The sequence below is a fragment of the Bacillus canaveralius genome (assembly GCF_002860125.1).
In the GTDB taxonomy this organism is placed as follows: Bacteria; Bacillota; Bacilli; order Bacillales; family Cytobacillaceae; genus Bacillus_BJ; species Bacillus_BJ canaveralius.
Genome location: NZ_PGVA01000001.1, coordinates 113,473 through 138,901, shown reverse-complemented (window position 1 = coordinate 138,901; position 25,429 = coordinate 113,473). Strand labels below are relative to the sequence as shown.

At 39.6% G+C, this 25,429-nt stretch carries 20 protein-coding genes and 2 pseudogenes; 3 read left to right on the top strand and 19 right to left on the bottom strand.

Annotation, left to right across the window (positions count from 1 at the left end; genetic code table 11):
- Positions 1-4 precede the first annotated feature (4 nt).
- The 8 genes from CU635_RS00600 to bacA form a co-directional block, all read right to left on the bottom strand.
- Positions 5-856: a hypothetical protein gene (locus tag CU635_RS00600; protein ID WP_101575235.1), complete on the bottom strand. Its 852-nt coding sequence runs from the start codon at positions 854-856 to the stop codon at positions 5-7.
- Positions 843-1,628, bottom strand: a complete 786-nt coding sequence (locus CU635_RS00595; protein ID WP_101575234.1) for a hypothetical protein — start codon at positions 1,626-1,628, stop codon at positions 843-845. Before CU635_RS00595 ends, CU635_RS00600 begins: the two co-directional genes overlap by 14 nt.
- Before the next feature lie 2 nt (positions 1,629-1,630).
- The gene (locus tag CU635_RS00590) at positions 1,631-2,767 is read right to left on the bottom strand and encodes a hypothetical protein (protein WP_101575233.1); all 1,137 of its coding nucleotides are present in this window, start codon (positions 2,765-2,767) and stop codon (positions 1,631-1,633) included.
- An 86-nt stretch (positions 2,768-2,853) separates the two neighbouring features.
- Positions 2,854-3,909 carry a sigma-E factor regulatory protein RseB domain-containing protein gene (locus CU635_RS00585; RefSeq protein ID WP_101575232.1) on the bottom strand — a complete coding sequence of 352 codons (1,056 nt, stop codon included), beginning with the start codon at positions 3,907-3,909 and terminating at the stop codon, positions 2,854-2,856.
- Entirely contained in the window at positions 3,902-4,492 is a 591-nt protein-coding gene (locus CU635_RS00580) for a sigma-70 family RNA polymerase sigma factor (RefSeq protein ID WP_101575231.1), read from the bottom strand. Before CU635_RS00580 ends, CU635_RS00585 begins: the two co-directional genes overlap by 8 nt.
- A 262-nt stretch (positions 4,493-4,754) precedes the next feature.
- Positions 4,755-6,014 (bottom strand): MFS transporter, encoded by a 1,260-nt coding sequence (locus tag CU635_RS00575; RefSeq protein ID WP_101575230.1) that lies wholly within the window; start codon positions 6,012-6,014, stop codon positions 4,755-4,757.
- 387 nt (positions 6,015-6,401) lie between these two features.
- The gene (locus tag CU635_RS00570) at positions 6,402-7,232 is read right to left on the bottom strand and encodes a formate/nitrite transporter family protein (protein ID WP_101575229.1); all 831 of its coding nucleotides are present in this window, start codon (positions 7,230-7,232) and stop codon (positions 6,402-6,404) included.
- Between the two features lie 189 nt (positions 7,233-7,421).
- Positions 7,422-8,219, bottom strand: coding sequence for an undecaprenyl-diphosphate phosphatase (bacA, locus tag CU635_RS00565; protein WP_101575228.1), 798 nt, complete (start codon positions 8,217-8,219; stop codon positions 7,422-7,424).
- A gap of 295 nt (positions 8,220-8,514) precedes the next feature.
- Between bacA and CU635_RS00560 the strand changes: the two genes are divergently transcribed.
- From CU635_RS00560 to CU635_RS00550, 3 genes are all read left to right on the top strand, one after another.
- Positions 8,515-8,817: a hypothetical protein gene (locus CU635_RS00560; RefSeq protein WP_101575227.1), complete on the top strand. Its 303-nt coding sequence runs from the start codon at positions 8,515-8,517 to the stop codon at positions 8,815-8,817.
- Positions 8,818-9,697: 880 nt separating this feature from the next.
- Positions 9,698-10,468 (top strand): 2-phosphosulfolactate phosphatase, encoded by a 771-nt coding sequence (locus tag CU635_RS00555; RefSeq protein WP_101575226.1) that lies wholly within the window; start codon positions 9,698-9,700, stop codon positions 10,466-10,468.
- A gap of 328 nt (positions 10,469-10,796) precedes the next feature.
- The gene (locus CU635_RS00550; RefSeq protein WP_101575225.1) at positions 10,797-11,729 is read left to right on the top strand and encodes an MFS transporter; all 933 of its coding nucleotides are present in this window, start codon (positions 10,797-10,799) and stop codon (positions 11,727-11,729) included.
- Between the two features lie 417 nt (positions 11,730-12,146).
- On the opposite strand, the gene CU635_RS00545 is transcribed toward CU635_RS00550, so the two are convergent.
- The 11 genes and pseudogenes from CU635_RS00545 to CU635_RS00500 all read right to left on the bottom strand — a co-directional run bounded on the left by CU635_RS00545 (position 12,147) and on the right by CU635_RS00500 (position 25,397).
- Positions 12,147-13,544: a M20/M25/M40 family metallo-hydrolase gene (locus CU635_RS00545; RefSeq protein WP_101575224.1), complete on the bottom strand. Its 1,398-nt coding sequence runs from the start codon at positions 13,542-13,544 to the stop codon at positions 12,147-12,149.
- Between the two features lie 425 nt (positions 13,545-13,969).
- A pseudogene (locus tag CU635_RS00540) lies at positions 13,970-15,381 on the bottom strand (M20/M25/M40 family metallo-hydrolase).
- Complete coding sequence (locus CU635_RS00535; RefSeq protein WP_101575223.1) at positions 15,381-15,602, bottom strand: hypothetical protein; 222 nt, start codon at positions 15,600-15,602, stop codon at positions 15,381-15,383. Before CU635_RS00535 ends, CU635_RS00540 begins: the two are co-directional and overlap by 1 nt.
- A gap of 18 nt (positions 15,603-15,620) precedes the next feature.
- A complete protein-coding gene (locus CU635_RS23680; protein ID WP_245917235.1) occupies positions 15,621-16,070 on the bottom strand; it encodes an MFS transporter in 450 nt (149 codons plus the stop codon).
- A 114-nt stretch (positions 16,071-16,184) separates the two neighbouring features.
- The gene (locus CU635_RS23675) at positions 16,185-16,898 is read right to left on the bottom strand and encodes an MFS transporter (protein ID WP_245917226.1); all 714 of its coding nucleotides are present in this window, start codon (positions 16,896-16,898) and stop codon (positions 16,185-16,187) included.
- A 280-nt stretch (positions 16,899-17,178) separates the two neighbouring features.
- Positions 17,179-18,291: pseudogene (gene menC, locus CU635_RS00525) on the bottom strand (o-succinylbenzoate synthase); the annotation flags it as partial.
- A gap of 10 nt (positions 18,292-18,301) precedes the next feature.
- The gene (locus CU635_RS00520) at positions 18,302-18,976 is read right to left on the bottom strand and encodes a GNAT family N-acetyltransferase (RefSeq protein ID WP_308303532.1); all 675 of its coding nucleotides are present in this window, start codon (positions 18,974-18,976) and stop codon (positions 18,302-18,304) included.
- A gap of 280 nt (positions 18,977-19,256) precedes the next feature.
- Positions 19,257-20,258, bottom strand: coding sequence for a proline racemase family protein (locus CU635_RS00515; RefSeq protein WP_101575222.1), 1,002 nt, complete (start codon positions 20,256-20,258; stop codon positions 19,257-19,259).
- 227 nt (positions 20,259-20,485) lie between these two features.
- Complete coding sequence (locus tag CU635_RS00510) at positions 20,486-21,571, bottom strand: dipeptidase (RefSeq protein ID WP_101575221.1); 1,086 nt, start codon at positions 21,569-21,571, stop codon at positions 20,486-20,488.
- Positions 21,572-21,576: 5 nt separating this feature from the next.
- Positions 21,577-23,349 (bottom strand): hydantoinase B/oxoprolinase family protein, encoded by a 1,773-nt coding sequence (locus CU635_RS00505; protein WP_101575220.1) that lies wholly within the window; start codon positions 23,347-23,349, stop codon positions 21,577-21,579.
- A complete protein-coding gene (locus CU635_RS00500; RefSeq protein WP_101575219.1) occupies positions 23,346-25,397 on the bottom strand; it encodes a hydantoinase/oxoprolinase family protein in 2,052 nt (683 codons plus the stop codon). Before CU635_RS00500 ends, CU635_RS00505 begins: the two co-directional genes overlap by 4 nt.
- Positions 25,398-25,429: the final 32 nt, after the last annotated feature.

Sequence of the window (25,429 nt, the reverse complement as noted above, 5' to 3'; positions counted from 1 at the left end):
TGCCTTAAATGGGGGGTAAAACATTAATTGTCTGCTTACGATTTACAATAATGGCTAATATAATCATCGTCACAATAAGTAGTGCAAAACCAATATATATATAGGTTATCGATGGCATTGGTGTGGTTCCTTCAATATCAATACGGGCAAGATTGCTCCATGAAACAGGAGAAAAACGGTAGAGAAATGGTTTACCTAAAATGGTTGCATCCAATACCAGAAAGAACGATGCTGTTAATACTCCAAAAATTCTCGTATTCGTAAGGGAATTCAAAACATAAATAAGTAATCCCAAAAAAACACCGGCCAGCCATGAAAGCAAAAACGTAAACCACATGGCCTGTAATGGAGAAAAGTAGTGAGTAATACTAGGGAGGATGAGGGTTTTAAGACCTATTTCAACAGCAGCATTTGTATTTGCAAGCGTTCCAAGAACTTTTCCCCATTCTGTTGTAAACTGAATACTAGGAAAGTTTATGACAATCGTAAGGATCATCAAAAAGATAAAATAAAGGGCGGAAGCAATGATAATATAGCCTATCTGGCCGATGCTCCATGGGGTTCTTCCGCTTCTTGCGATTATGTATGGCTGATTTTCATCGATGAATGGAGCATCACTAAAGAGCAAAATCAATGGAAAAAAGAACAGCAGTTTAATAAATTTCTGGGTAAAAAGAAAAGGAAATATCCACGGAGAAACATCGATATTAACGTCTTTTGCAAAATCAACGATTTCCTTTGTGAAATTGTGTGTCAAAATGATGAGCAGGATTGCGATTACCCAAACTCTATAATTGGATGACCATTTACGAAAATTTTGATAACAAACCAATCGGGATATATTAAACAACTTCATTACGTAATCGCCTCTTTACTTGATAGTCAAACAGTAACCCTGCTAAAACAGAAAACAGAATGAAAATAAAAATGAAGTAGGTAATACTAACAAGAGGGCCTTGATGAATCACATCCGCACTCCTTGTTATATAATAAAGGTTAAGCCAATTTGGAAGAAACATAGTCATTTCTTCCAGGACATAACTCGCAATTACTGGTGCAGCGATCGCAACAAAGTGAATCGGAATGAATGCGGACACAGCCAGTCCAACCACTGTCCACAATGCAGCAGCCATACTAAAAACAAAACTTTCAGCTAATAATAATAGAATCGGAAAATCTCCCTTAGCCAGCGTTCCAAATGGCGGAAGAAATTCTTGGTCCAAATTTCCACTTGGAAATATGGGCACTTTAAACGAAAGCAATGTAATGAACAAAACTAGCCCTAAAAATACAGTTAATAATCCACTAACAAAACAGGTGAAAATCTTTGACCACACATACTTTTTAATTCCGGTTCGAATAACCACCGGTTTTATGTATTGAAATTTCCAATCACTGCAGAAGCTTGCTACATAAGGAAGGGCCGCAAATAACACGACTAATTTTTTTAACATGGTTAAACCAATGAATATGTCTAAACTATAATAGACCGTCACACCCGCTTCAGAGGCAGATATTCTCTCCCAAATACTTATGAAACATAGAAAAGTAACTCCAATGGCGGAAAGATAAAAAACCGGAGAGGAAAAAACCTGCATAAAGGACATCGCAAAGGCTCTTCTTTTCATCCTTAACGTTCACCCCCGCTGCGTAATTCTTCACCCGTTTCCGCATTGATCAAGATGCTGAAATCAGCTGACATTTTGAATGATCCACCTTTTTTATCGTCAATGGTTAAATCCTGTTTTCCTGAAAAGACCCAGGCCGGAATTAGTTTATAGTTGATTCCCTCAGTAGTGGATACGGTCGGCACATATTCCAATGCTATTCTGGATATTAAAATCGGGTCTTTTATTAAAACATCCTTATACTTGTTTTTAACTTTTTCAAGAGCCGTTTCCAAAGAAATGGGGGATATATTGTCTTTAAGTGTTTCACCTATTTCGTAGATACCCTGGACCGTCAGAAAAATTAAACCATCCTTACCGACAACGCCCATAATCCGGCTCCCGACCACCTCCATTTGATTGTCAGCATTGGAATACCCTTTGTTAGTAATGTTGGTTTTGTCAAGAACAACAGGGAAGATGACAGCATACGCTTCATCATCTTTTTCAAATTTGCGCGGCTGGCTTCCATCCTTTGTTTCGTAATCCTCCCATTCGCTTTCTAACGTTTTAAAATCGAGAGTAATGACTTCCGGATTTCCTGTCTGGAAGATTCCTAAATCCTTTACTGCGTTCCTGACCTTTTCAACCGCTTCGTTTTTATCAAGGCCCTCAAGTGTTGTCTCATTAAATACATCCTTTAAATCATTCCGCATAAAGTAGGTGGAACCGCTTATGACATTTTCGTATTCACGTTCACTATAAAAAGAATCGTCATACCTTATAGAACCTAATTGCATTGTCAAATACGATCCATCTGAAAAGCCGAAGAATTTGTCTTTATAATCAGGAAATAAGTCATTTTTAACTTCACGGTTCTCTACTATCGTTTTGTCTTTCAAAAAAGTTTTCAATATTTGATTTTCATCAAGATTTTTTAAAGAAATTGAGTAGTTTTTTAATTTTTTGCTTTCAACCCCAGTTATGTCTGCATTAATCTTCAGGTTTTCTTCCAATTCCATTTCCATAAATTTAGGTGTAGAACCACTTGCGGTACCTACGCTTACCGAACGTGAAGAATCCTTCTGTTCGCCTGTTGGAAAGCACGCGCTAAGCACAAATGAACATATACAGACCCACAATATTACTATTTTTTTCACTTCGAATCCTCCCTGGTTTAGAAAAAATAGACCGATGAAGGTAATCGGTCTATATTCAATGACTTAAGTATGGAATAATCTTGTGATTATTTATCTAATGTATAGCCTTCGGGTATAGCAATAGAAAATTTGTTTTTATCTATAGTTTTGTTTAACTCTAATTCATTTGTAACCAGGGATTCTACAACTTGATCATCTTTATATAATTCCATTTTAAGGAGAATTCCGGTTTGTCTCTCAACCCAAAATCTAAAAGATGAAGCATTGTATTTATCAGAATCATCGTCATTTAAGCTTCCCTTGATAATAATTACATTTTTATCAAGTAATGTTGAAGATTGCTTCTCTATCTCCCATTTGTCATGATCTTTCAAAAAATTTGTTGCCATTTCATATGGATATAAAGAGCTAGCAGCAGATCCGGCAAATGGATGGGCTCTATAAACTGGTGAACCGTCTTCAGTTTGGTTATACACTTCTTCTAAAGTAATCTTATTTTCCCTAGTAGAAGGTACTTCAGCAGCAGCCACTTGATATTTTTTGCTTTCATTAAAAAGCTGTAAGATTTTCTCTCCGTCAAAAACCTCTGTTCTATCCGTTTCTTCTTTTTTCGTTTCTTCATTCAAATCTTGATTTTTCATATTTACATTTGTTTTTATATAAGAACCGATTTCATCTTTTATCAAACTAACTTGATATTCGACTGTTTCTTTGTAATTTTCACTTTCATTAATGAATGAACCTTTAGCTGTCTTAAAATGATGCAGTGTATTTAACATAAGTAGTTGAGTTTCTTCCTTTGTTAATACTTCTGAATCTTCATTTTTTATTTCCTCTTCAGTATTATCCGTACTATCAGAACTCATATTTCTTTCGTTCGTCTCACTTTGAGAGTAATGGCTGTTTTGAGATGAGTCTGGTTTCAAAATATACTCCTTAGCAAATACTAATGAAGCGAAAATAAATCCAGATATCATCACAATACTAAGACTTCTAGGTATCCAATCATTCACTCTTCTATGCTTTTTTTTAGTAGAATTTATACTTTTAAAGACATATTCTTTATTTTTGTTTCCGAATTTTACATCACGTAATTCAGTAGAAATCATGATTTTTCTTAAATCTTTTAATTTCTCATTCAAAGTTATATCCCCCTTTCTCTTTCTCTATTTTTTCTTTTAGCATCGTTCTTGCTTTTCTTAATCGAGTTTTTATCGTATTTCCTTTTAAATCCAATATCTGCTCAATCTCTTTTATTTTTAAGTTTTCGAAATAATGCAACATGATAACCTCTCTATATTTTGGTGGTAAACCAAATACACATTGAATTAGAGCATTCGATTTATCACTCTCGAAATAAACTGATTCGGTTGAGGGTGAAGGCTCTTGAATAAAATTTTGAATTATATTAGTTGGCAATATACGCTTAAAATAAGAGCTTCTCAAATAATCTTTACAACAGTTAATAGCAATTCTATATAACCAAGTTTTAATTGTTGAATCACCTCGAAAAGCAGAAGCATATTTATAACATTTTATAAAAGTGTTTTGCGCTATATCTTCAGCAGCTGATTTATCTCTTACATAACTATAGGCTAGCCTGACAATGTCTTCTCCATAGTTATTCATTAATTCGTTCAACCAAATGTCTCGATTCGTAATAGGAAAATGATGATGATCCTGTATTTCAGTGAAACTAGATGCATTGCAATGATTGGTAGCCATGCCCAACCTCCCTGCCCTTCTTTCTATACATTTGACGTTACTATTAGAGATTCGGTTTTTAATTATTGTAAATTTATTATGAATCAACATTTTCATGGTAAACGGTGGCGGCGAGAATCGCCGCCATAGTGGTTTCCTAACAACAAAAAAAGAATCCTTATTCAAAGCATTCTTAAAACAAAAATAGATTGCTATAATTCCTTAATTTATTGAACATATATAGTTCCAGGATCTAATCATTCATAGAAAGCAAAACTGCCTTTTACATATTAGCAGTTTTAGCTTTTTCATGTTCAATTGTTCGAAAAGAAAACAGAACGTTTAAAGCCGGGAGGATTCCGAGCATTATAACTATTGCCCCAGCGATCATGATATAGCGAATTGGAATGCTGCTAATAAAAATACCTGATATTACAGTAGAGACAGTGGATGCTGCTGTAGGCAATATCTCTTGTAAACTCGTTATTCTTCCTTGAATATTTATAGACACCATATTTTGAGTTAGAGTAGAACTCGCTACAAAAAATGTTGTTCCTCCTATTGCCGTTATTAACAATCCAATTACTAGAGTTATAACATTTACTGAAAAAGCAAATATTAAATTTCCAATAGCAGTAATGAGGAAACCAAAAAACAATAAAGAGCCTGAACTCAAGTAGCGAGATACAAAAATGTTACAAAAACTGCTAATAATGTAAGCAATACCACCTATACTGATAATTAAACCATATTCACTTTTCCCTAATCCTAATGTTTTAGTAATAAACAATACTTCATAAGCATCTATTGCTGAAGAACCAAAAATAAATATAGTCATACTTAAGGTTATACTTCTCAGTATAGTATTCCTCCAAATATACTTAGAAGAAAATTTGATATCCTCCCAAAGATTTTTTAACCTTAATTTTTCTGTTTTTAATTCACTCGTCCCTATTGCACCGTTGGGAAAAGAAATAAAGATTAAGCTGATTGCTGATACAATAAATGATATAGATTGAGCAATGAACGGTAGTGAGTTGTTTTTTTGCATTAATATGGTTCCTAGAAAAGGGCCTATAAATTGAGCTAATGGCATAATCATGCTTAGAATTGAATTTACACGGTGTCGTGATGAAGGTTCATTCTCTGTGATCCTCGAAATTATAGGATTAAGAGATGAGGAGAAAAAGGAACCCAAAGAACTCGTTATAAAAACTAATAATAGTAGAATAAACGGTATTTCAATACAACTAGGCATTAGTAAAACTGTTATGGCACGAAGTACATCCGAAACCATAGCCGTTTGTTTATGCCCAAATCTATCAGAAATCGTGCCTGCTATGAATCCAGAAAAAAATGAAGCAAGACTCTTAGCTAACCATAAAAGCGGGATATATTGCGGAGCATGTTCTGCGAAAATCAGACTCAAGATAACCATATAGATCCAATCGCCAAGTGATGATACCAGGCGACCAATATAAAGTATAATTAATGAGATTGAAAATGTAGGTGATATTATATTTTCAGGTTTTAAATTAGTCATTTTTTAATGCTCCATTTTTAAGAAACTCCTGATATAGTTGTTAATACTTTCTTAATATGTTTTTTATCAGTTGGGCATGGTTGTTCACCTGGACAAGAGGCGCCTTGACAAGATGGTCTAAAAAAGCATTTTTGGCAACCTTCATCAATTGTCTCATTCGATGTAACCCAAAGATCAAATCGCTCTTGATTAATTTCTAAACTTCATCCACAGGTAGTCTTCCTGCTTTATTGCGCTCATCTTCTAATGCAACTGTGCATTTGTATAAAGTACCGTCTGAACCTATAACTATAGACCAACTATACTATACGTAATGTGTATTTTCCAAAACAACATCAATACGAAAAAAAGCTCTGTTTGAAAAATTCGAACAGAGCTTTCGTTATTTTACATCTCTTTCACGATCTTGAGGGTGTCCTTGCGGGCAGCGGTCTCATCGGGTATCCAAGCTTTATCCTTTTTGTATGCATGCCAGTATGCCATCGCAACAAAGACGGACCCGCCCAATGCATTGCCTAAAAATACGGGAACTAGATTTCGAATATAATCGAGCCATGTAAATGATCCAGCAAAAATGGCAGCAGGAATGACAAACATATTGGCGACGACGTGCTGGAATCCAATCGCAACAAAAGCCATCGTCGGAAACCAGATTCCGATCATTTTCCCCGCCATATCCTTTGATCCGTATGATAGCCAGACCGCCAACGCAACGAGCCAATTGCAGCCAATACCCGATATAAACGCTTCAAGATAGGATGCAGAAAGCTTATGCTCGGCTATACTTACGGTTTTAGCTAAGTAAGGACCTGTTTCGGTAAGCCCGCCGACATGGCCAAATATGTAAGCAACAAAAATCGCACCTGCAAAATTACTGATCGTAATCAACAGCCAGTTATAAATAACCTTTTTCGTCGCAATTTTATCAGCTAACCTTGCGAGTGGAACAGCCATCATATTGCCGGTCAGCAGCTCCCCTCCCGCAATCAGGGTAAGAATCAGCCCGATTGGAAAAACTGATGCTCCGATCAGGGAACTTAATCCAGCCAGCTCCGCCGGCAATGGAGCTGTGACACGTATGTACAGTAAGTAGCCAAGCGCAACAAATGCGCCTGCCTGGAAACCCAATATCAATGTTTGCTGCAACGGGTACTTGGTTTTCTTTACCCCGCTTTCAATACTAATTTTAACAATTTGCTCAGGCCGGTAAAATGACATGGAACCAGATCCTTTCAAATGAATGCCACATGAATGTGAATAATTTCACAATATTAATTTTACTGCAGATTTTCGCTTCTGGATATGAATATTTCTTTAACGTTTTCAAAGCGTTTTCATAAAAAAAACCAAAGTGACTAGACTTTGGTTTCATTTCAACAGCAAACTATTTCACCCGTATCTATTTTTTCACAGCAAGACGAATACCGTAAACAAAATAGCTAACACAATTCGATAATACGCAAATGGTGTTAAGCCCCACTTTTCAAGCAGCTTTAAAAAGGTTACCACTGCTAACATCGCGACAACAAAAGAAGTAATAAATCCTACCGCAAACATTGGAATATCACTTGCGCTCAAATGATCCCAACTTTTTAATAAATCCAATCCCGTTGCACCAATCATAACAGGGATCGCAATCAAAAAAGAAAATTCCGATGCTGCTTTATAGCTGGCTCTCGCAAGCAACCCTCCCGAAATCGTCGATCCCGCCCTTGAGAAACCAGGATAGACGGCCAGACATTGAAACAAGCCAATGGTTAGGGCCTGCCGGTAAGTTAAATCATCCAATGAAAAAGAAGTCGGCTCTGGTTTCTTCTTTTCCGCAAAAATCATCAGAATCGCTCCTGCGACAAGTCCAATCACGACTGTGGACGGCTGAAACAAATATGTTTTGATCACGTCATGCAATAATAAACCTGCAATCACTGCAGGTAACACACCCAGAATGATATGTATCGCATTGAATTTCTGTTCTTTTCGCAATATGGGCTTGATGTTGAATAAAGAAACTAGACGCCCGCGGTACAAAACCGAAATCGCAAGAATGGCCCCCAGCTGGATGACGATCTCAAAAGTTTTCGCACTCTCCCCCTCAAATCCGAGCAAATGTCCTACCAATATCAAATGACCTGTAGAAGAAATAGGCAGGAACTCCGCTAACCCTTCAACAATTCCCAGTATGAATGCTATTAATATTTCTCCCAAAATCTCAACTCCCAGATACTTAATTGAACGGTGAATCCAACATTCGAAAAATAAAAACACACTTCATTATATACTATTGAAACACTGTATCTGCTACAGTATACAATTTCAGAATTAATCACACAGCAAGAAAGATATGATATTTTAAACAGCTTGATTATTTCGTTACCTCCTGAAATTCAGGCCGTTCTACAAACTAGGGTTTATCATGTTAGAGAATTAGAAGTCCTGGTACCAACAGAATAAATAGATGCTTTAATAAACAGAAAAAACCAACGAAGGGTAAAATTACGATATGAAAAAATTCAAAGATGAAGTCCGTTTAGCAAAAATGGTTTCATTTATTTTAACTATACCGATCCCCGTTCTACTATTTCTAAAGTTTGAAGAAAAATTTAGAAACGGGTGGGAGTTTGTCCCGAAAGCAGCCGAGTTGTTACCTTATCCTTTTGGAGCATTCTTGGGATATACAATAGATTTTCTTGTCTTGTGGTTTGTTGTGCTAATAGTATACGTTGGAGTTTGGCAATTGGGTACTATTCTTTTTTCTAATTTCTTTAAAATGTTCTACAAAGCTGTGAATATACAAAAATGTTAGGGATTCACCTAACACCTCATACGTTACGTCATACATTTACTGCTTTTTAGCCATGAAAGGAATGCCGTTGGAATGTATCCAAGTTCTATTAGGACATAACGGTCCACATCAAACCCAACTGTATGCTCGATTATATAATCAAGCACGAAAAGAGATATATGATCAGTGGATGTAGGTGACTGTTAGAAGAGGAAACTATTCGTATAATATACATTAACCTGAATAAACGGTCATTTGTTAAAACGCCTAAAACCCTTGACGCTATTGGTTTTAGGCGTTTTTTAATTGTACCATGTTCTAAGTGAAAGAGACATTAACACGGTTTATTATGCGGAATCCTCCCCTTTTTCAAACTAAAAATAAGTTGATGGAAAGGTAAAAGAAAAGAGCCCAGTTCACTACCTGATTCATGTCATGAGAGTGCCTAAACTTAGGTCTAACTTTTAGTGTTCAGTTCATTGTAGGATAGTGTTTATATGTAAAATATTTTAATTATCCTTAAATTTAATTGAGGCTATTTAGAAAATATAACTACCTTTTTTTCAACACCTATTACTCCTTTAATTTTACTGATTATCTCTGTATCCTCAAAAAATAATTGTCCGTAACTTTTGGATGCGGATAAAACCTTGTTAAAAATATTTTAGACGAGTTAAATGGATTTCAAAATGAAAATAGAATCGTCTTGTACGACATATCCTACAGAGGGGGAAAAGAATTTTGTTATATGAAAATATCGGGAATTTATGTTAAAAATTGGAGGTTTTGTATAGCTTATTATTATATATTTTGAATAATTCATAATATTAAGTCTATATATCTTTATATTTTTGTCTTATAATTCCTATAAACTACAAAAAAAGTTAGAAGGTGGTATTAGATGTCTGGTCAATTTTTTAATGAATGTAGCTTGGAATGGGGAAAGCGAGGTGCTAGGAACGCCGCTAGTAGAGGAGATATCATAATAATTGTAGATGTACTTAGTTTTTCCTCAACTGTAGTTTCAGCTTTAAGCAAGGGAGCAATAATATTTCCGTATCCACCCAATCTTGATGGAAATAAATATGCTAAGCAAATTGGTGCTGAATACATTTTAGGAAGGTCTGAGGCTGCTCAATTAGGATTACCGACATTATCACCAATTTCATTTGACTATAATAATAAGAACAGGAAATATGTTTTAACTTCTCTAAATGGAGCATTTTGTACTTGGATTGCTTCCGATGTTCCAGCACTTTTGATTGGATCTTTGCTTAATGCAGCAAATGTGGCTGCTGTTGCAAATAAATTATCTTTAGAAAAAAAAGCTAATATAACTGTAGTTGCATGTGGTGAATTATGGAGTGATGTTAAAGAGCATGAAGATACTCTTCGTCCTGCTTTAGAAGATTATTTAGGTGCGGGTGCTATACTTTCTTATTTGAATGGAAAAAAGTCTCCGGATGCTGAAGTATCTATTGGTGCATTTCATTTTTCTAAATCAAACCTAGGTGGAATAATCTGGGAATGCGAAAGTGGGAGAGAATTACGAGACAGGGGATTTGAAGAGGATGTAAAACATTGTAGCCGCTTAAATGTTTATCAAACTGTCCCAATATTACATAAGGATTATTTTATCAACCTAGATAAAGATGAAGAGATATCTAATTAGATATTGGATCAGAGACAGAATTTATTCGATGTTCATGGCTCAAAAAATTGCTAACAAGGTTATACAAGAGGTACGTAATATTTATCACTTTTTATTATCGATGATTGAGTTATCAAAAGAAGCTAGTTTGATATTACTGTCTTTCAAATACAATTCTTAAATTAAAAAAATACTTGTATTGTAATGAAAAGGAAGCAAGAGAAATATAATTTTTTGTTTGAGAAATTCCTTTAATTATGAAAATGGAAATACTTTTAATTACTCAGTGTTTTATGGTAGTTAAAATAATTTACTAAGTTAATAAAATTATCATAGGGGGAGAAGAAAGTTGGAAAGTAGATTGATAAAAGAAAATAATATTCATAATAATACTTTATCGTTGTGGAAAAACCGTTTTTTCTTAAAATTGTGGATTGGTGATATTATCTCTTTATTTACATTTCATATCTTTACATTATCATTACCCATTATGATTTATGAGATGACAAAATCGACATTCGCAATGAGTGCAATGAGAGCAATCGAGTTTTTACCTAGTCTTCTTTTGGGTGTAGTAATTGGCACTCTTGTTGATCGGTATAACAGGAAAAAAATGTTGATAAGTGGGGTTGCCATACAGATTATTAGTCTAGGGTTAATGTTTCTTTTTTTACTCAATGAAAACTTATCCATATGGCATTTATATAGATTGGGATTTTTACTTTTTTCATCAGGATATGTCTTTGGTACTGCTTATACTACAATTCTTCCTTTATTAATTAGTAAAGAACAACTTACCTCTGCCAATGCAAAGATTTCTTTTTCTACAACTTTCGTAAATATGATAGGTCCTGCTATAGCTGGATTTTTACTACTAAGTATAAGTTTTAGTCAAGGAGTATTAATAACTTTAGGTGGCTTGGTAATATTACTTTTATTCATTATAAGAATAGAAATTCCTGAAGGAAGAAATAGAGTAAAAGGACTAGAAACCTCCAAGTTTATAGAAGAAATACTTGAAGGATGGAAGCAATTAATAGGAACCAAAACACTTATGGCTGCTACGCTCATGGTATTATTTGGTAATATTGCAGCAGCCTCATCTGGAGCAGTTCTTATATTTTATGCATTGGATAATCTAAATATAGGTTCCAATCGGTTAGGTTTAGTTTTCACAGGTATTACGATAGGAGCCTTTATTGCTGCTTTATTTGCAAAAAAAACTAAAGATAAAATGAATAGAGGAAGCCAATTTTTTAAAATAACGTACTATTGCAACTGACACTCTCTAAAAATCAATGAACTGCGGGATTCTATAGTAAGTGAATTATTGATTTACGGAGTTTCATATTTTAAAAGTAGACAGAGCTTTTCCCGACAATAATTTATTACTTTATGGTATTCATAGCTCACTTCTCTCATATTTCCTATAAGTTGTCGCCTTCATGAACCCTATGAAGACCATTTCTCCTATTTTCCAAATGAGTTTGGGTCTTCATGAGCCCTATGAAGACCTCTTTCCCTATTTTCCGAATCAGTTTTGGTCTTCATGAGCCATAAAAGCAGCCGCTCTCATAGCCCCATCTAAAAATAGCCAGAAAAAACAAGTTATATATTAAAATAGTCTGCCTCAGATATGCAATCACAGAAAAAATCCCCCAGCGGTAGTGCCACTGAAGGGATTATCCTTATCTCAGTCTTATTTAATACTTTGTTCGTAATATAGTTCCTCTGCCTTTTGTTTCTTCGATTTTTTCGGTTTTGGCCATTTTATATCGTATTTTGCGCGATCGTAGATGGCGGCACTGACGATTTCAGCAACATCCTGCAGCTTTTCCTTGCTGATTTTATCAATTGTATCGTCTGGAGTATGGTACCACGGCTCAACCGGGTCGTGAATGAACAGAGCCGCCGGAATACCAACTTCCGCAAATGCCACATGGTCACTTCTTCCGCCCTGTGCGTACGGTGTTGGCTGTCCATTAAATCTCGTGCTGGAAGCCTGGGCCAATTCTGTAACCAGATTGGGCTTTCCATCAAGTGTAAGCATGATCAGGTCTCCCGCATCTTTGCTTCCAACCATGTCAAGATTGAAGTTTGCGACGATCCGGTTTAGTTGGTCTTCAGGCAGATTATTCACATAATGTCTGGAGCCAAGAAGACCCTCTTCTTCCGCCCCAAACGTAATAAATCTGATTTCGGTGTCGGTCGGAATAGACTTAAGAACGCGTGCCAGCTCTAACGTCATTGCCGTTCCTGATGCATCATCATTGGCGCCTGGAGCACCGGCGACCGAATCGTGATGTGCCCCGAGAACGATGATTTCATTAGTAGATTTCTTTTTCGATGTCGGCGGTTTTGTTGCTATTACGTTATGGGAAGTTCTCTCACCCGACTCGGCTCCTGCAATTGTTAAAGCAGCTGTCAATGTTTGGCCATTATTTAGCAGGGAGGCAAGCGATTCTCCTTCGGACTTGCTTAATGAAACAGCCGGGACATATTTATCATTCGCCGTCCCAAGCGTTCCATTTAAAGGGCCATCAACATTGTTATAAATAACGACGCCGACAGCTCCCTTTTCAGCAGCATTCAACACTTTTTCGGCAAAAGGAATCTCGCCGCGTTTAATAAAGGCAACTTTCCCGGTTAAATCAAGGTTTTGCAATTCGTCTTTTTTCCCTAAACCTGCATTCACCAATGCACCTGAAACATCCCCGTTCACAGAGAAGGTAAAGGCTCCTGGATGCAGATCGCCGCTGAAACCATCTACACTAAGTTCGACCGTATCAGGAGGCGTATAACCGATAAACTTAAACTCTTGTATTTCGGTTTTATATCCGTATTTTTTAAATTGACTGTTAATGAATTCGACCGCTTTATTCTCGGACTCAGTTCCTGCGACACGCGGTGTTTTTGATAGATAATCAATATTGTTATAAATATTATCAACGTTTATCCTCTTGCTGACTATTTGCTCAAATTTATGATCCCACTGATTGTGAGCGGTTTCAGTTGATTTTGCTAAAACAGCAGGCGACCCAACTGCACTAAAAGATAATGCAGCTATCAAAGCTGCCAATAAAATTGGCTTTTTCATTCAATTCCCTCCTAACAAGAATGATAGTCTAGTAGATATTACAATATTTAGAATATTAAAATAAGGGTAAATATTACCGAAAAATGTAGGCCATTCATTCTATTTGATGGGTTTCATGTAAAATTTAGTGCGTTCGCTATGGGGAAGAATCACTATAGAAGATATAATGGCATTTCCTGCAGAAATAGGATTAATACTGTTTCGCTTAAATAAAACCCGTTTTCGCTTAATTCAGAAGACTTTCGCTTATATCATAACGAGGTTTCGCTTAAATCCCTGCATTTTTTCGCTAAATTCACTGTATCTGGATATCCAACGAGTAGGTTTGTTTGGAGAGAACAAGTTTTTCCAGTATATAAAATGTTTTTTAACCTTTTTTAGAAAAAAACATTCTACCAAAAAAAAGTAGAATGCTTTTAGTATGATTATAGACTTTCCACACTTTCCTGGTCCGCTTGAAGTGCCTTTGCAAATCCTGACAGCATATGAGCCATGTGGACAACGCCTTCTTCAAAGTCTTGAAGGCGAATCGATTCGTTTGGTGCGTGCGCCTTCGATTCTAGCCAACCCACACCGGTGCTGACAATCGGCAGCTTCAAGTATTCCCCGAAGTCATACATCGGACCGGTTCCGGCTGAGTTGGGCGCGAGCACGCCTTCATGTTGATAGACTTCTTTAGCCGTTTTCAGTACGTGAGCCACAAATGGGTGGTTAAAATCTGAGCGGTATGCTTTTTGCCCGTTTACTGAGGTTACTTCAATATCAGTAAAGCCATGCTTGATTAAGTGTTTTTTAACACATTCCTCAATATGATCCGGGTCCTGGCCAGGCACCAACCGGCAGTCGAGCTTCGCTTTGGCGCTTTTAGGCAGAACCGTCTTCGAACCTTCACCCGTATAGCCGCTGACCAGGCCGCAAATCGTCATTGTCGGCTGAAACACCATCGCTTCTCTTGGATCTTCTCCGTTAGCTGCGGTGATGAGCGGTCTTGTAAGTCCATAGAGATTTCCTACCGCTTTCTCATCAAAAGGCAGGGCTTGAACCGCTTGCCTTTCTGCGTCGGTCGGCGCTGTTATCCCATCAAAAAATCCCTCGACTAATATTTCGTTTTGCTGGTTTTTCATCGTGGCCAATGCCTGGACTAACCGCCATGCCGCATTGTCAACGTACGCTCCAACAGATGAGTGCATATCAATAGCTGCACCGACACATGTCAACTCTAAATAGGCCATCCCTTTTACCCCTGCAACCATGTTGATCCGCTCATTTTCATCTTTGCCGCCGAATTCCCAAATACAGGCGTCTGCTTGAAATAAGTCCTGATAGTTTTTAAGATAAGGAGCAAGATTTGGGCTTCCGATTTCTTCCTCACCCTCGATCAGGAATTTGACATTGCACGGCAGTCCGCCTTCTGCTTGTTGCAAAACCTTCAGAGCAGTTAAGCGGGCAACCAGGTCGCCTTTATTATCGGCTACCCCTCGGGCATACAGAATCCGTCAACAACGGCAGGGTTAAACGGTTCAGAATGCCATTCATCCAATGGATCAGGCGGCTGGACATCATAATGGTTATAAAACAGGAGTGTTTTGCTGGAATCTCCATTAGACCCGGCGGCAAAGAATCCATAGACAACAGGATTTCCACCTAAATCGTCGAGAATTTTCGCCTCCCCGCCAGCCTCTTTAATCATTTTGACTACATATTGAACCGTTTCTGGAATAGCTGTATTCTGTGCGGAAACGGTCGGAAATCTTAAATATTCCTTTAGTGTCTCGATAGAGTCAGGAACCAGTTCCTTTGTATGACTCCATAGTGCATCCAAGTTGTGATTACCCATTAACAAGCTCCTCTCAAATAAGTGTGTATGAATATTTCGACATTCGAAAGAAAAATCCCTTTTTTCCTTTTCAAAAAAAGTAATCCAAAAGCATTTCCAACTAACTCCTGAAAAATGGGTTTTTCAATTTTATCATTGGCATTATCCTTTGATTCTCTTTTTAAAGTATATTTATGAAAAAAATCGTCATTGTCGTAATATTGAGAGCCGTTATCTTTCAAATTAAACACCTCTGAAGTTTAGTAGTCTACTGTTTCTTCTTTTCCCTCTGAAAAATAAACCTGTTTTCCAGGCTTCGCAACGAGGATAGCAATAAAAACCGAAAGGAACATGTTCAATCCGACCAGGATGACGACTGTGTAGCGGAGTGGGAAAATGTCGCCCAATACACCGATTAACAACAAGAATACGATTTGCGCGCCACTTTGAATCACTCCGATAACGCTTGTCATTCTTCCCATCAGATGAATCGGAACATTATTTTGATAAAAAGTGCTAAAGCCGGTGTTTGAAAAAGCGTTAAAAAACCCGAGGATCGTAAAGCCAATCGCGACGGCAACAAATGAATCGGAAAGTGCATAAATGAGATAACCGATTGCGACCATTAGCATTCCACCTGCAATCAAATGTTTGATGCTTAAAAATCGCGTTGCCACGGTGACCAGGAAAGCACCAAGTGAGTAGCCTATTCCGGTGATACTGACAAGAAAGCTATAATCCGTTTCTGTTACCCGACTACATCTTGAATAAAGACAACTTCTTGGGAATCGTACGAGATCCCTTGTAATAGCTGGATAAGCGGATCAAAGGCATGTATTATCCTTTCTCAGCGTTAACGAAAATAAGCCAAATGCGAGAAAACAGGCATAGACAGCCAGCACAAACGACTTTTCCCTTCCAAACTGGATCACTTCTTTCCAATCATCCCGGAGCGTTTCATAGCTGCCTTTCTTCACTTCAGCGGGATTTGCCTGTTGATCTGTGTCAGGCAAAAACATGATGATGAAGGCGGAAATGAGGAATGAAACAGCATTCAACAGAATCGCTATTTTCACTGAACCGATTAAAAACAACGCACCTGCAATGGAAGGACCGACGATGAACGCCCCTGAATTCACCAAACTGTTGATTGAATTGAATTTTTTTCGCTTATTGACGGGAATAAGTTTTGCTATGTACGTGGTCGATGACGGAGCAAAAAAAGCTCTCGCAACGCTGATGAGGAACAGCAAGACATAGATGGTCCAAATGTTTGAAACAAATGGAATAATCGCGACTCCGACTGCCCTCGCCACATCAGCGATTATCATAATCTTTTTCTTATTTGCCCGGTCTATAATACTTCCGCTCCACGAATTTGTCAGCATCGATGTGACCGGACCGACAATCCATAACCCGGCTACAGCTGCTGCCGAGTGGGTCATTTCAAACACGAGAAGGTTAATTGCAATGAGATAAATAAAATCCCTAATGTAGATATTCCGATTCCTGTTAATAAGAGGGAAAACAATCGCCAATTGATCATACTCATTTTTCTAAATCACCCGTGTAATTATTATGAATATTTCTTTTTAATTTCTATGAGGTAAATAAAATGGTTATAGTTATTTTCCTATGCCTAGCAACAAAAAGGAAACGAGTTTTCCAAGTTAATATGCTCATCAATTTCCTAACAATCTCTACTTGCTTTATGTTAGAATGGCTTGTACTCGGAAAATAAAAAAACTGGGTTCGTAAAATTTCAAGGACCTGACCTCTGCGTGTGGCTGTATTAATGTGGAGCATTTTCATGTATGGAAAAAAATTTTCAGTTATTGTATATCTTTTAATGATTTCTCGATTTGGTTCATAGCCAATCCCAGGTTTTTTAGGTACTGTAATCATCCCATTATTCACCTCTACTTCAGGGTCAATAATGTCCTTTTCCCAATAGCGTGAAGAACCAGCCGTGTCACCAGGCATAATAAAGTTAGATAAGGTAGTTAAAGCAATATTATGTGCCCTTCCGATTCCCGATTCAAACATGCCGCCACACCAAACTGGAATATTGTTTTGCTGACAAAGGTCATGGATGCGCTTTGACTCCGCTAACCCTCCAACACGTCAAATCTTAATATTGATAATTTGACAGCTCCCGAGTTCAATGGCTTTTCGGGCATCTTCATAAGAATGGATGCTCTCATCAAGGCAAACCGGCGTTACAATCTCCTTTTGCAGCGTGGCATGATCCACGATGCCATCTGAAGCCAATGGCTGTTCTATCATCATTAGACCAAATTCATCAAGAGCCTTTAATGTGTTTATATCCTTTAAACTGTATGCGGAATTAGCATCAGCCATTAAAGGAATCTCGGGAAAGTGATTCCGGATGTACCTGATCATTTCCACATCCCAACCCGGTTTTATTTTGACTTTCATTCTCTTATAGCCTTCTTCATTATATTTTTCAATTAAACGAAGAAGTTCGTCAACCGTGTTTTGGATTCCAATACTTATCCCGACCTCAATCTCTTCCCGTTCACCCCCAAGAGCAGCTGCAAGAGGTATGCCTTTTTGCTTGGCAAATAAGTCCCAAACCGCACCTTCAATCGCAGATTTCGCCATATTGTTTTTGCGGATGTATGAGAAGATTTCGGAAACTTCTTCAGGATGTTCAATCTCTTTATTCATTATGCTTGGAATCAAAAAATCTTCTAGCATATGCCAATTTGTTTTAACCCTTTCCTCATTATACGAAGGAGAATGAAAAGCGACCGATTCCCCCCAACCGCTGTTCCCATTCTCGTCCTTTGCTTCAAGCAATAGAAATTCTTTATCCTGAAACGTTCCAAAGCTTGTAGTAAAAGGGAATTTCATCTTCATTTTCACATGCCTTAGATTATATTTTTTATCTTCATTTGTCTCCCCCATTACGCGAATATCAATTAATATCCAATTTGTTTCTCTTAACTAATTTATAATAATGAACAGGTTCATCCTCGCTTTTTATTAATGAAACAACAGCATACCCTATTGAAAATAAACTTTGAAATATTTCTCTTGTTTTAAGTCGCCAATCAAACGCAAGGTCATTATTTACATTTTTTAAACGCTGGAAGTCTGCGGGAACAGGCACTAAAATAGATTGGTCCTTATGATGGAGGGTTTTCAACCGCTTCTCGATATTGAGAAGTTTTGGCAGATCATTTTTTAATGCATCCCATTGAATCACTATATCATCCTGATCTTGTTTAAATCTATGCTGTTTCTCGACATGGGGACTGTTTATCCACCATTCTACTTTGAATCTGTCAGATGGCAGACCCCGGTTCAAGCTGCCTTCCATTTCTCCATAACAATTTTCCACATAAGTAGAGCAGATTGTATGCAGTTTAGATAAATTTAAGTACCCATTCTTTGTCTCAAGCGGATCATATGTCCACACGATCAGGTCATAACCCATTTCCTTTGCGATCTTCTTTTGCTCTTGTTTTAACTGAGATCCGACCCCTTTATCCTGATGACTGGGATGAATCCCAAGCATATGAGAGCACAGGTAGCTTTTTCCCCTTTTTAAAACCTGCAAAGCTGTAACTAAATCCTGCCATTTCGCCATCGATAAACGCACCTAGTAAAAGGCCCCCATTTTGGGACGCCGTAATTGTTTGGTGGAGAGGAAGAGGGTCCATATTCCATACATTTTCCTCAAGTTTTTGAACCTGCTTTAAATCAGAATAGGTACTCAGAATACGTATTTCAATTTTCGATCCCATGAAAACTCTCCCTTATTATTGCTTCTGGTTTTTCACACGATTGACAGTACATCTAAGTGTATACTGAATGATGGAGCACACGTACAAAGCCTCAAAAAGCATCTCAAGTTCACCATATCAATGTTAAATTAATAAAAAACCTTCATAAAAAGGGTCTTCACTATCAATAATAAATTGATGCATCCCTGTAACCCAGGCAGATCCAGTGATCTGGGGAATTACTGCCTGGAAATTCCCAACCTTACTCAATGAGATGATACGTCCAACAAACTTGGAATCTATAATGCTTTCATGAATAAATTCTTCTCCTACCTGCAATTTTCCTTGCTTAAAAAGTAAGGCCATTTTTGCACATGTACCAGTCCCACAAGGAGATCTATCAATTTGTCCATTTCCGAATATAACCGTATTCCTATAATCAATGTTTTGTTTTTCAGATTTTAAACTAAATTCAATTAAATCAATTGAATTGATTTCCGGCTTAAGTGGGTGCTGAAATTTTGACTGTTCATTTATTGCTTTCTTAATTTTATTGCCTAATGAAATCAAATGCTGCTGTTCTTCACTTACAAGTTTTAATCCCAATTCTCCGGCATCAACTATACCAAATATACTTCCGCCAAATACAACATCTACAAGAATATTTCCTAACCCTTCTACATTTACTTTTACCTTTTCTTCAAACACAAATGCTGGAATATTTGTAAATGTAACTTTACTAGCCTTACCATTAATAAACTCAACTTCACAATCTACAATGCCAGCTGGTGTATCAACCTTAATATATCTCTTGGGTTCAATCATTCCGATATTTAAGGCTGTTGTTACTGTACCAATGGTACCGTGTCCACACATATTTAGATATCCGTTGTTATCCATAAAAATAACCCCAACATCACACCCTTCTGAACAGGGATCTGTAATAATAGCACCAAACATATCTCTATGTCCACGTGGTTCGGTCATTAATAATTTTCTCAGCCAGTCCATCTTACTTTCTAAATAATGCTTTTTCTCCATCATTGTCGAACCCAAAATTCTTGGAGCTCCTCCTGTAATGATTCTTGTAGGCTCACCAACAGTATGTGAGTCAATCGTTTGAATATATTGTGATAAGTTGATCATGGTTTTCCCCTCCCCCTAGTGTAAGTCTGTCTTAAATTCATAAAAAATCCTTAATTCCTATACTTCGGAATCTTTCGTGACAATTAGTTTTCATAATTATAAATATAGATAAGAGGCCGCTTAAGATTTCCATACTTGTTTATAAACTCGAATAAAATGGATACTAGAGTAAAGGGAAAAGCTAAGCCTTTCCCTTTAGACCTTTGAATATTCGATATCATCAACGATTAGTATCCTCTATTTTCATCCTTACTTAACGATGAATGCTGAATAGCAGCCTCCCATACTCGAGCAAAGTTTCCCCATGTTATTCCGTCAATGTCCGATTGGGAAAAGCCCCGCTTTTCCATCTGCCCAATAAGGCGTGGCACATCGGCCGCTCCATCAAGTTCAGGGTTCTTCGGCAGACTGCCGCCGATGCTTTCAAGCGCTTCATGATCAAGATAGTCTATGAAATCAAAACCAAAACCGAGGTGCCGTATGCCAACCAGGTCGGCAATGTAACTGGCGTGGTCAATGAACCGTTCAATTCCAGGCTTTTTAGGATCAACGAATGCCGAGAATGCGTTTAAGCCAATAATACCATCCCGTTCAGCAATTGCTTTGATCTGTTCGTCTGAAAGATTTCGCGGAATGTTGCATACTGATTGGGCATTGGAGTGAGAAGCAAATACTCCTGGCCCCGGGTAAGCGTTAATCGCTTCCCAGAAGGTTCTTTCGTTCAAGTGGGACAAATCCAGCATGACTCCTGCTTCAGCCATCCGCTTTAGCAGCATTCGCCCTTTTGAGGTAAGGCCACGGACATCGCCTTCACCTGGTCCACTCAGTCCTGTAAGCCAAGACCCCTTTCCTTGAGTGGATAGTGCCCTGGCTTCCGCATAGTCATATCCTGGGAAACCGCTCGCAAAGGCATTCGCCTCATTCCAAGTCAGAAGGGCGGAAGTAAGACCCAGATCACACAATTCCGAAAACAACGCAGGGTCTTCATCCAGGGCTGCCATTCCTTCAATGGTTAGTAAGATCGCAAGCTTTCCAGCATTTATTGCTGCTTCAGCCTCAGCAGGAGTTCTTACTAGGGCGAACCATCCCGGGGATTCACTCAGTTCGGCCTCAAGGGCCGCCATTACCTCACGGGTTCTGGCTGTAGCCCGGTGTGTTTGGTCTAATTCTATCCATATCGTCAGGCCAAGTGCATTAATGCCGGCTTTGCGGAGGACAGGTAGGTGCCGCTCTTCTATTACGCGTCGTTCTCCACGGGATCTGCGCCAAATTACGTCAACTAAGATGTCGCTATGCAAATCGATGAATGGCATGGTCCCTAGGCCTCCAATCGTTCCTGTCTAAGCTTGGCCGTGCCCTCGGAATCAACCGTCCAAGAGCCCGTGTCAATGATCACGCCATAATCACGCTTTGCGCTTTCCAATGAAATATACCCGTCACGTACATCCTCAAGCACTTTTTCAAGGCTGCGGTGTAATGGATTTCCCCAACCGCCGCCGCCTCCTGCGCTGCTTATCAGAACTTCTCCTGCTTCAAGAGGTTCGTTAATGGCACCTGTGCGTTCTTCACGATCCGTTCCAGGACGTACGATGATATGGTTTGGTTCTGCTTCAAGGCCGCCCTTTAAAGCCCAAGGGCGCGTTTTGGTTTTCTTAAGAATCGTTACCGCACTGCCTGGGGCAGTGAACCGGTATACACGGGTTGCACCAACACCGCCGCGGTGTTCACCGGCACCGCATGAGTCCTGGCGAAGATAATATCCTTCAATTAACAGAGGAGCCTTGTTCTCCAAAACCTCAATCGGGTTATTGCGGCAGCCTGGTTCAGACAAGTGCATGATGGCATTTTCGCCGTCGCCTCCGGCATGGGCCCCAAATCCGACAGCCTCGTTTGTTGCTTCAAGCCAGACTTTGCCGGTAACAGGGTGTGTGCCGACTCCCATTACTGAAACAACTTCTCCGCCTGAACACGCCGGCACGATGTCTGGCATCGCTGGCGCCAATGCCTTACAAATGATTTCAGGTATGTGAATGGACGGCCAGATCGTAAAGGTGGCTGCCGGATGCTGGGCATTAACAAGAGAACCTTCAGGAGCAATGACTTTTAATGGTCGGAAGTTGCCGTCATTTGCAGGTGAATCCGGAGTTGTCAGTCCTTTGAAAGCCAGGGCTGATACTCCTTCGGTAATCCCGATTGGAAGGTTAACCGGACCTTTTACGGCAGGGTCCGTACCAGTGAAATCCACGATAAATTCATCATCTGTCACAGTAACAATCACCTTGATTTTAATCATTTTGTCCTTCTCGACTCCGTCATCGTCAACATAGTCCTCTGCTGACCAGGTTCCTTTTGGAAGTGCTTCAAGGCGTGCCCGGGCAATCCGTTCCCCGTGGTTCAGGATTTCCTGGGATGCTGTCTTAAATGATTCAAGGCCAAACTTTTCCACGAGCTCCTGTACCCGCTTCTCACCAGTGCGGCAGCAGGAAATTTGGGCGTTCATGTTTCCGACCACCCGATCCGGAATCCGTGTGTTAAACCTGATTAAATTCTCCACCTCTTGATCCCGCACGCCCCGCTTATAAATCTTTAATGCAGGAAGGATCAGTCCCTCGTTATGAATGCTGGTTGTATCAAGGCAATACCCCGGGTCCTGCTGGTTCAAGTCGAGCCAGTGCGCTTTGCAAGCAGCGTATCCCACTAATTCATCACCATAGAAAATCGGCGAGCTGACCAGTACATCAAGTGTATGGTTGGAGCTCCAGTACGGATAATTAAACAGGATCACGTCCCCTGGATGAATGTTTTCTTCTCCAAGAAACTCAACCATCTTTCTTAGAGCAAAATCATTTCCTCTGGTAAAAATCGCTAAACCCGGTGATTCTGCAAGCAATCGGCATTTACGGTCGTAAATCCCAAGGCCGAAGTCCTGAATTTCATAGATGATCGTGTCATAGGCTGTCCGCTTTAAATTTCGCATCATTTCCCGGGCTGCTGAAAGCAAGTAATTATGAATGACCTGAACCTTGATTTGTTCATCTTGATTATCGATTCCGATCTTTTCGTTTTTCTTAATTTCTGCATTCTTAGTCATGCTTTACCTCCTCTATCATTGTAAATAGCGATGGCAAGTTCCCCGTACTCCCCGACTGTCAAAACATCACCTTTGTGCAAAACAGTGGTATGGCTAGGTTCTTCAATAATGGCAGGACCGGCAACCTCATCTCCTGCTAGCAGTTCGAAACGGTCATAAACAGCATACTCAACAGTGCTATTCGTTGACGCTTGGAAGACAGGCCTGCTGCCTTTGCGTGCTGCAGCTGCATCCCCTTTCCCAGCTTCAAGCTTTGCGATCCTTGGCTTGGCAAGTACACCAACAGCACGGACACGAAGAGTTACAATTTCTACCGGGTCGTTCGTTTGGTGCCCGTATTGCTGCTCGTGGGCATTTCCAAATTTGGCTGCAATCCCAGCGATGTCGGACGGTTTCAAATCTCCAGCAGGAATCTCAATCTTGACCGTGTGTTCTTGTCCTTCATAGCGCAGCTCTGCCCAACGGATAAAATTGCAATCCTTAGGAGCAAATCCATCCTGGCCAAGGGACTCACGTCCACTGTCTTCAAGATTGGCATACAATTTATTTATTTCCTGTACATCTGCATTAACAAGGCCCTTTACAAAGGTTTGGGCAAAGTCATACACTACATCGACCATCATCATTCCCCATGCCGAGAAATTGCCTGCCCCCGGAGGTATAATGACTGTCGGAATGCCGATCTCCCTTGCTACGTTGCAGGAAACCAAACCTCCGCCGCCTCCAAAGCCAAGAAGCGCAAAATCTTTCGGGTGGAATCCTCTTTCTACTGAGATTTCACGAATCGCCCCGGTGATCTTGGCCTCACTTATTCTGACAATACCTGCTGCCGTTTGTTCGATGGTAAGGTTCAGTTGGTCAGAAAGCTGTTTGATGGCATTGCGGGAAAGATCGGGATCAATCGTCATTGCCCCGCCTAGAAAATTCTCTGCATCAAGATAGCCGAGAATTAATGCTGCGTCAGTAAACGTCGCGTTTATCCCGCCTTTGCCGTAGCAGGCTGGACCCGGGTCTGCACCTGCGCTCTTAGGACCTACCTGAAGTGCTCCACCATCATCGATCCACGCGATACTTCCGCCACCGGAACCAATCGTGCGGATATCAATCATCGGGGTTGAGATTGGCAAGCTTTCAACCGTTGCCTCATTCTCCACGGAAATCTGCCCATCCACCACCATTGTAGTGTCAAGGCTCGTTCCGCCCATATCCAGGGTAATCAGATTCGGATTTCCGGTAAGCTCTGCCAGATAAGCAGCACCGATGGCCCCGCCTGCCGGGCCTGACATTACTGAATGCACCGGTTCCTCCTTCGCTGCCTTGGCCGTCATGGCGCCACCCCCTGAACGGGTAAGCAAAAATTGGCCTTTATAGCCTTCCTCTTTAAGCTCGCCTCCCAGACGGTCCAAATATGTTCGCATAATTGGTTTAATATACGCATCAATAACCGCTGTACTTGTGCGCTCATACTCGCGGTACTCCCGCGTAAGCCGGTGCGATAATGTGACTGACACTTCCGGGTACTCCTGTTTAAGCACCTCTTCCATCTGCAATTCGTGGTTTGGGTTTATGTAGCTGTGCAAGAAACAGACAACCACGGAAGGGACGCCTTCTTTACGAAGTTCTTGCGCCAATTTAACCGCTTCTTCACGGTCAAAAGGGGTAACAACATTTCCTTGGTAATCAAGGCGCTCGGCTACTTCAAATCGGTGTCGGCGCGGTACCAATGATTTTGGTTTCCGATATTTAAAGTTATACATTTCATCCCGGTCGGTGCGCCCTAACTCATACACATCCCTGAATCCCTTTGTAGTAATGATCGCAACATCTGCTCCTGTGCGGGTTAGCAAGGCATTTATTCCAAGGGTAGTCCCATGGACGAAATAGTCGATATCACCAAAATTGACTTCTGCCTTGCGGAAACCTTCAAGCACGCCGCTTGCGGGGTTACGCGGGACGGTTTCTACCTTTTCTAGGCGCAGATTGCCTGAAGCGGGATCAAGTGTTACAACATCGGTAAACGTTCCGCCAACATCAACTGAAATTCGCATATAGAATTCCCTCCATTTTTTTATTAATTGCT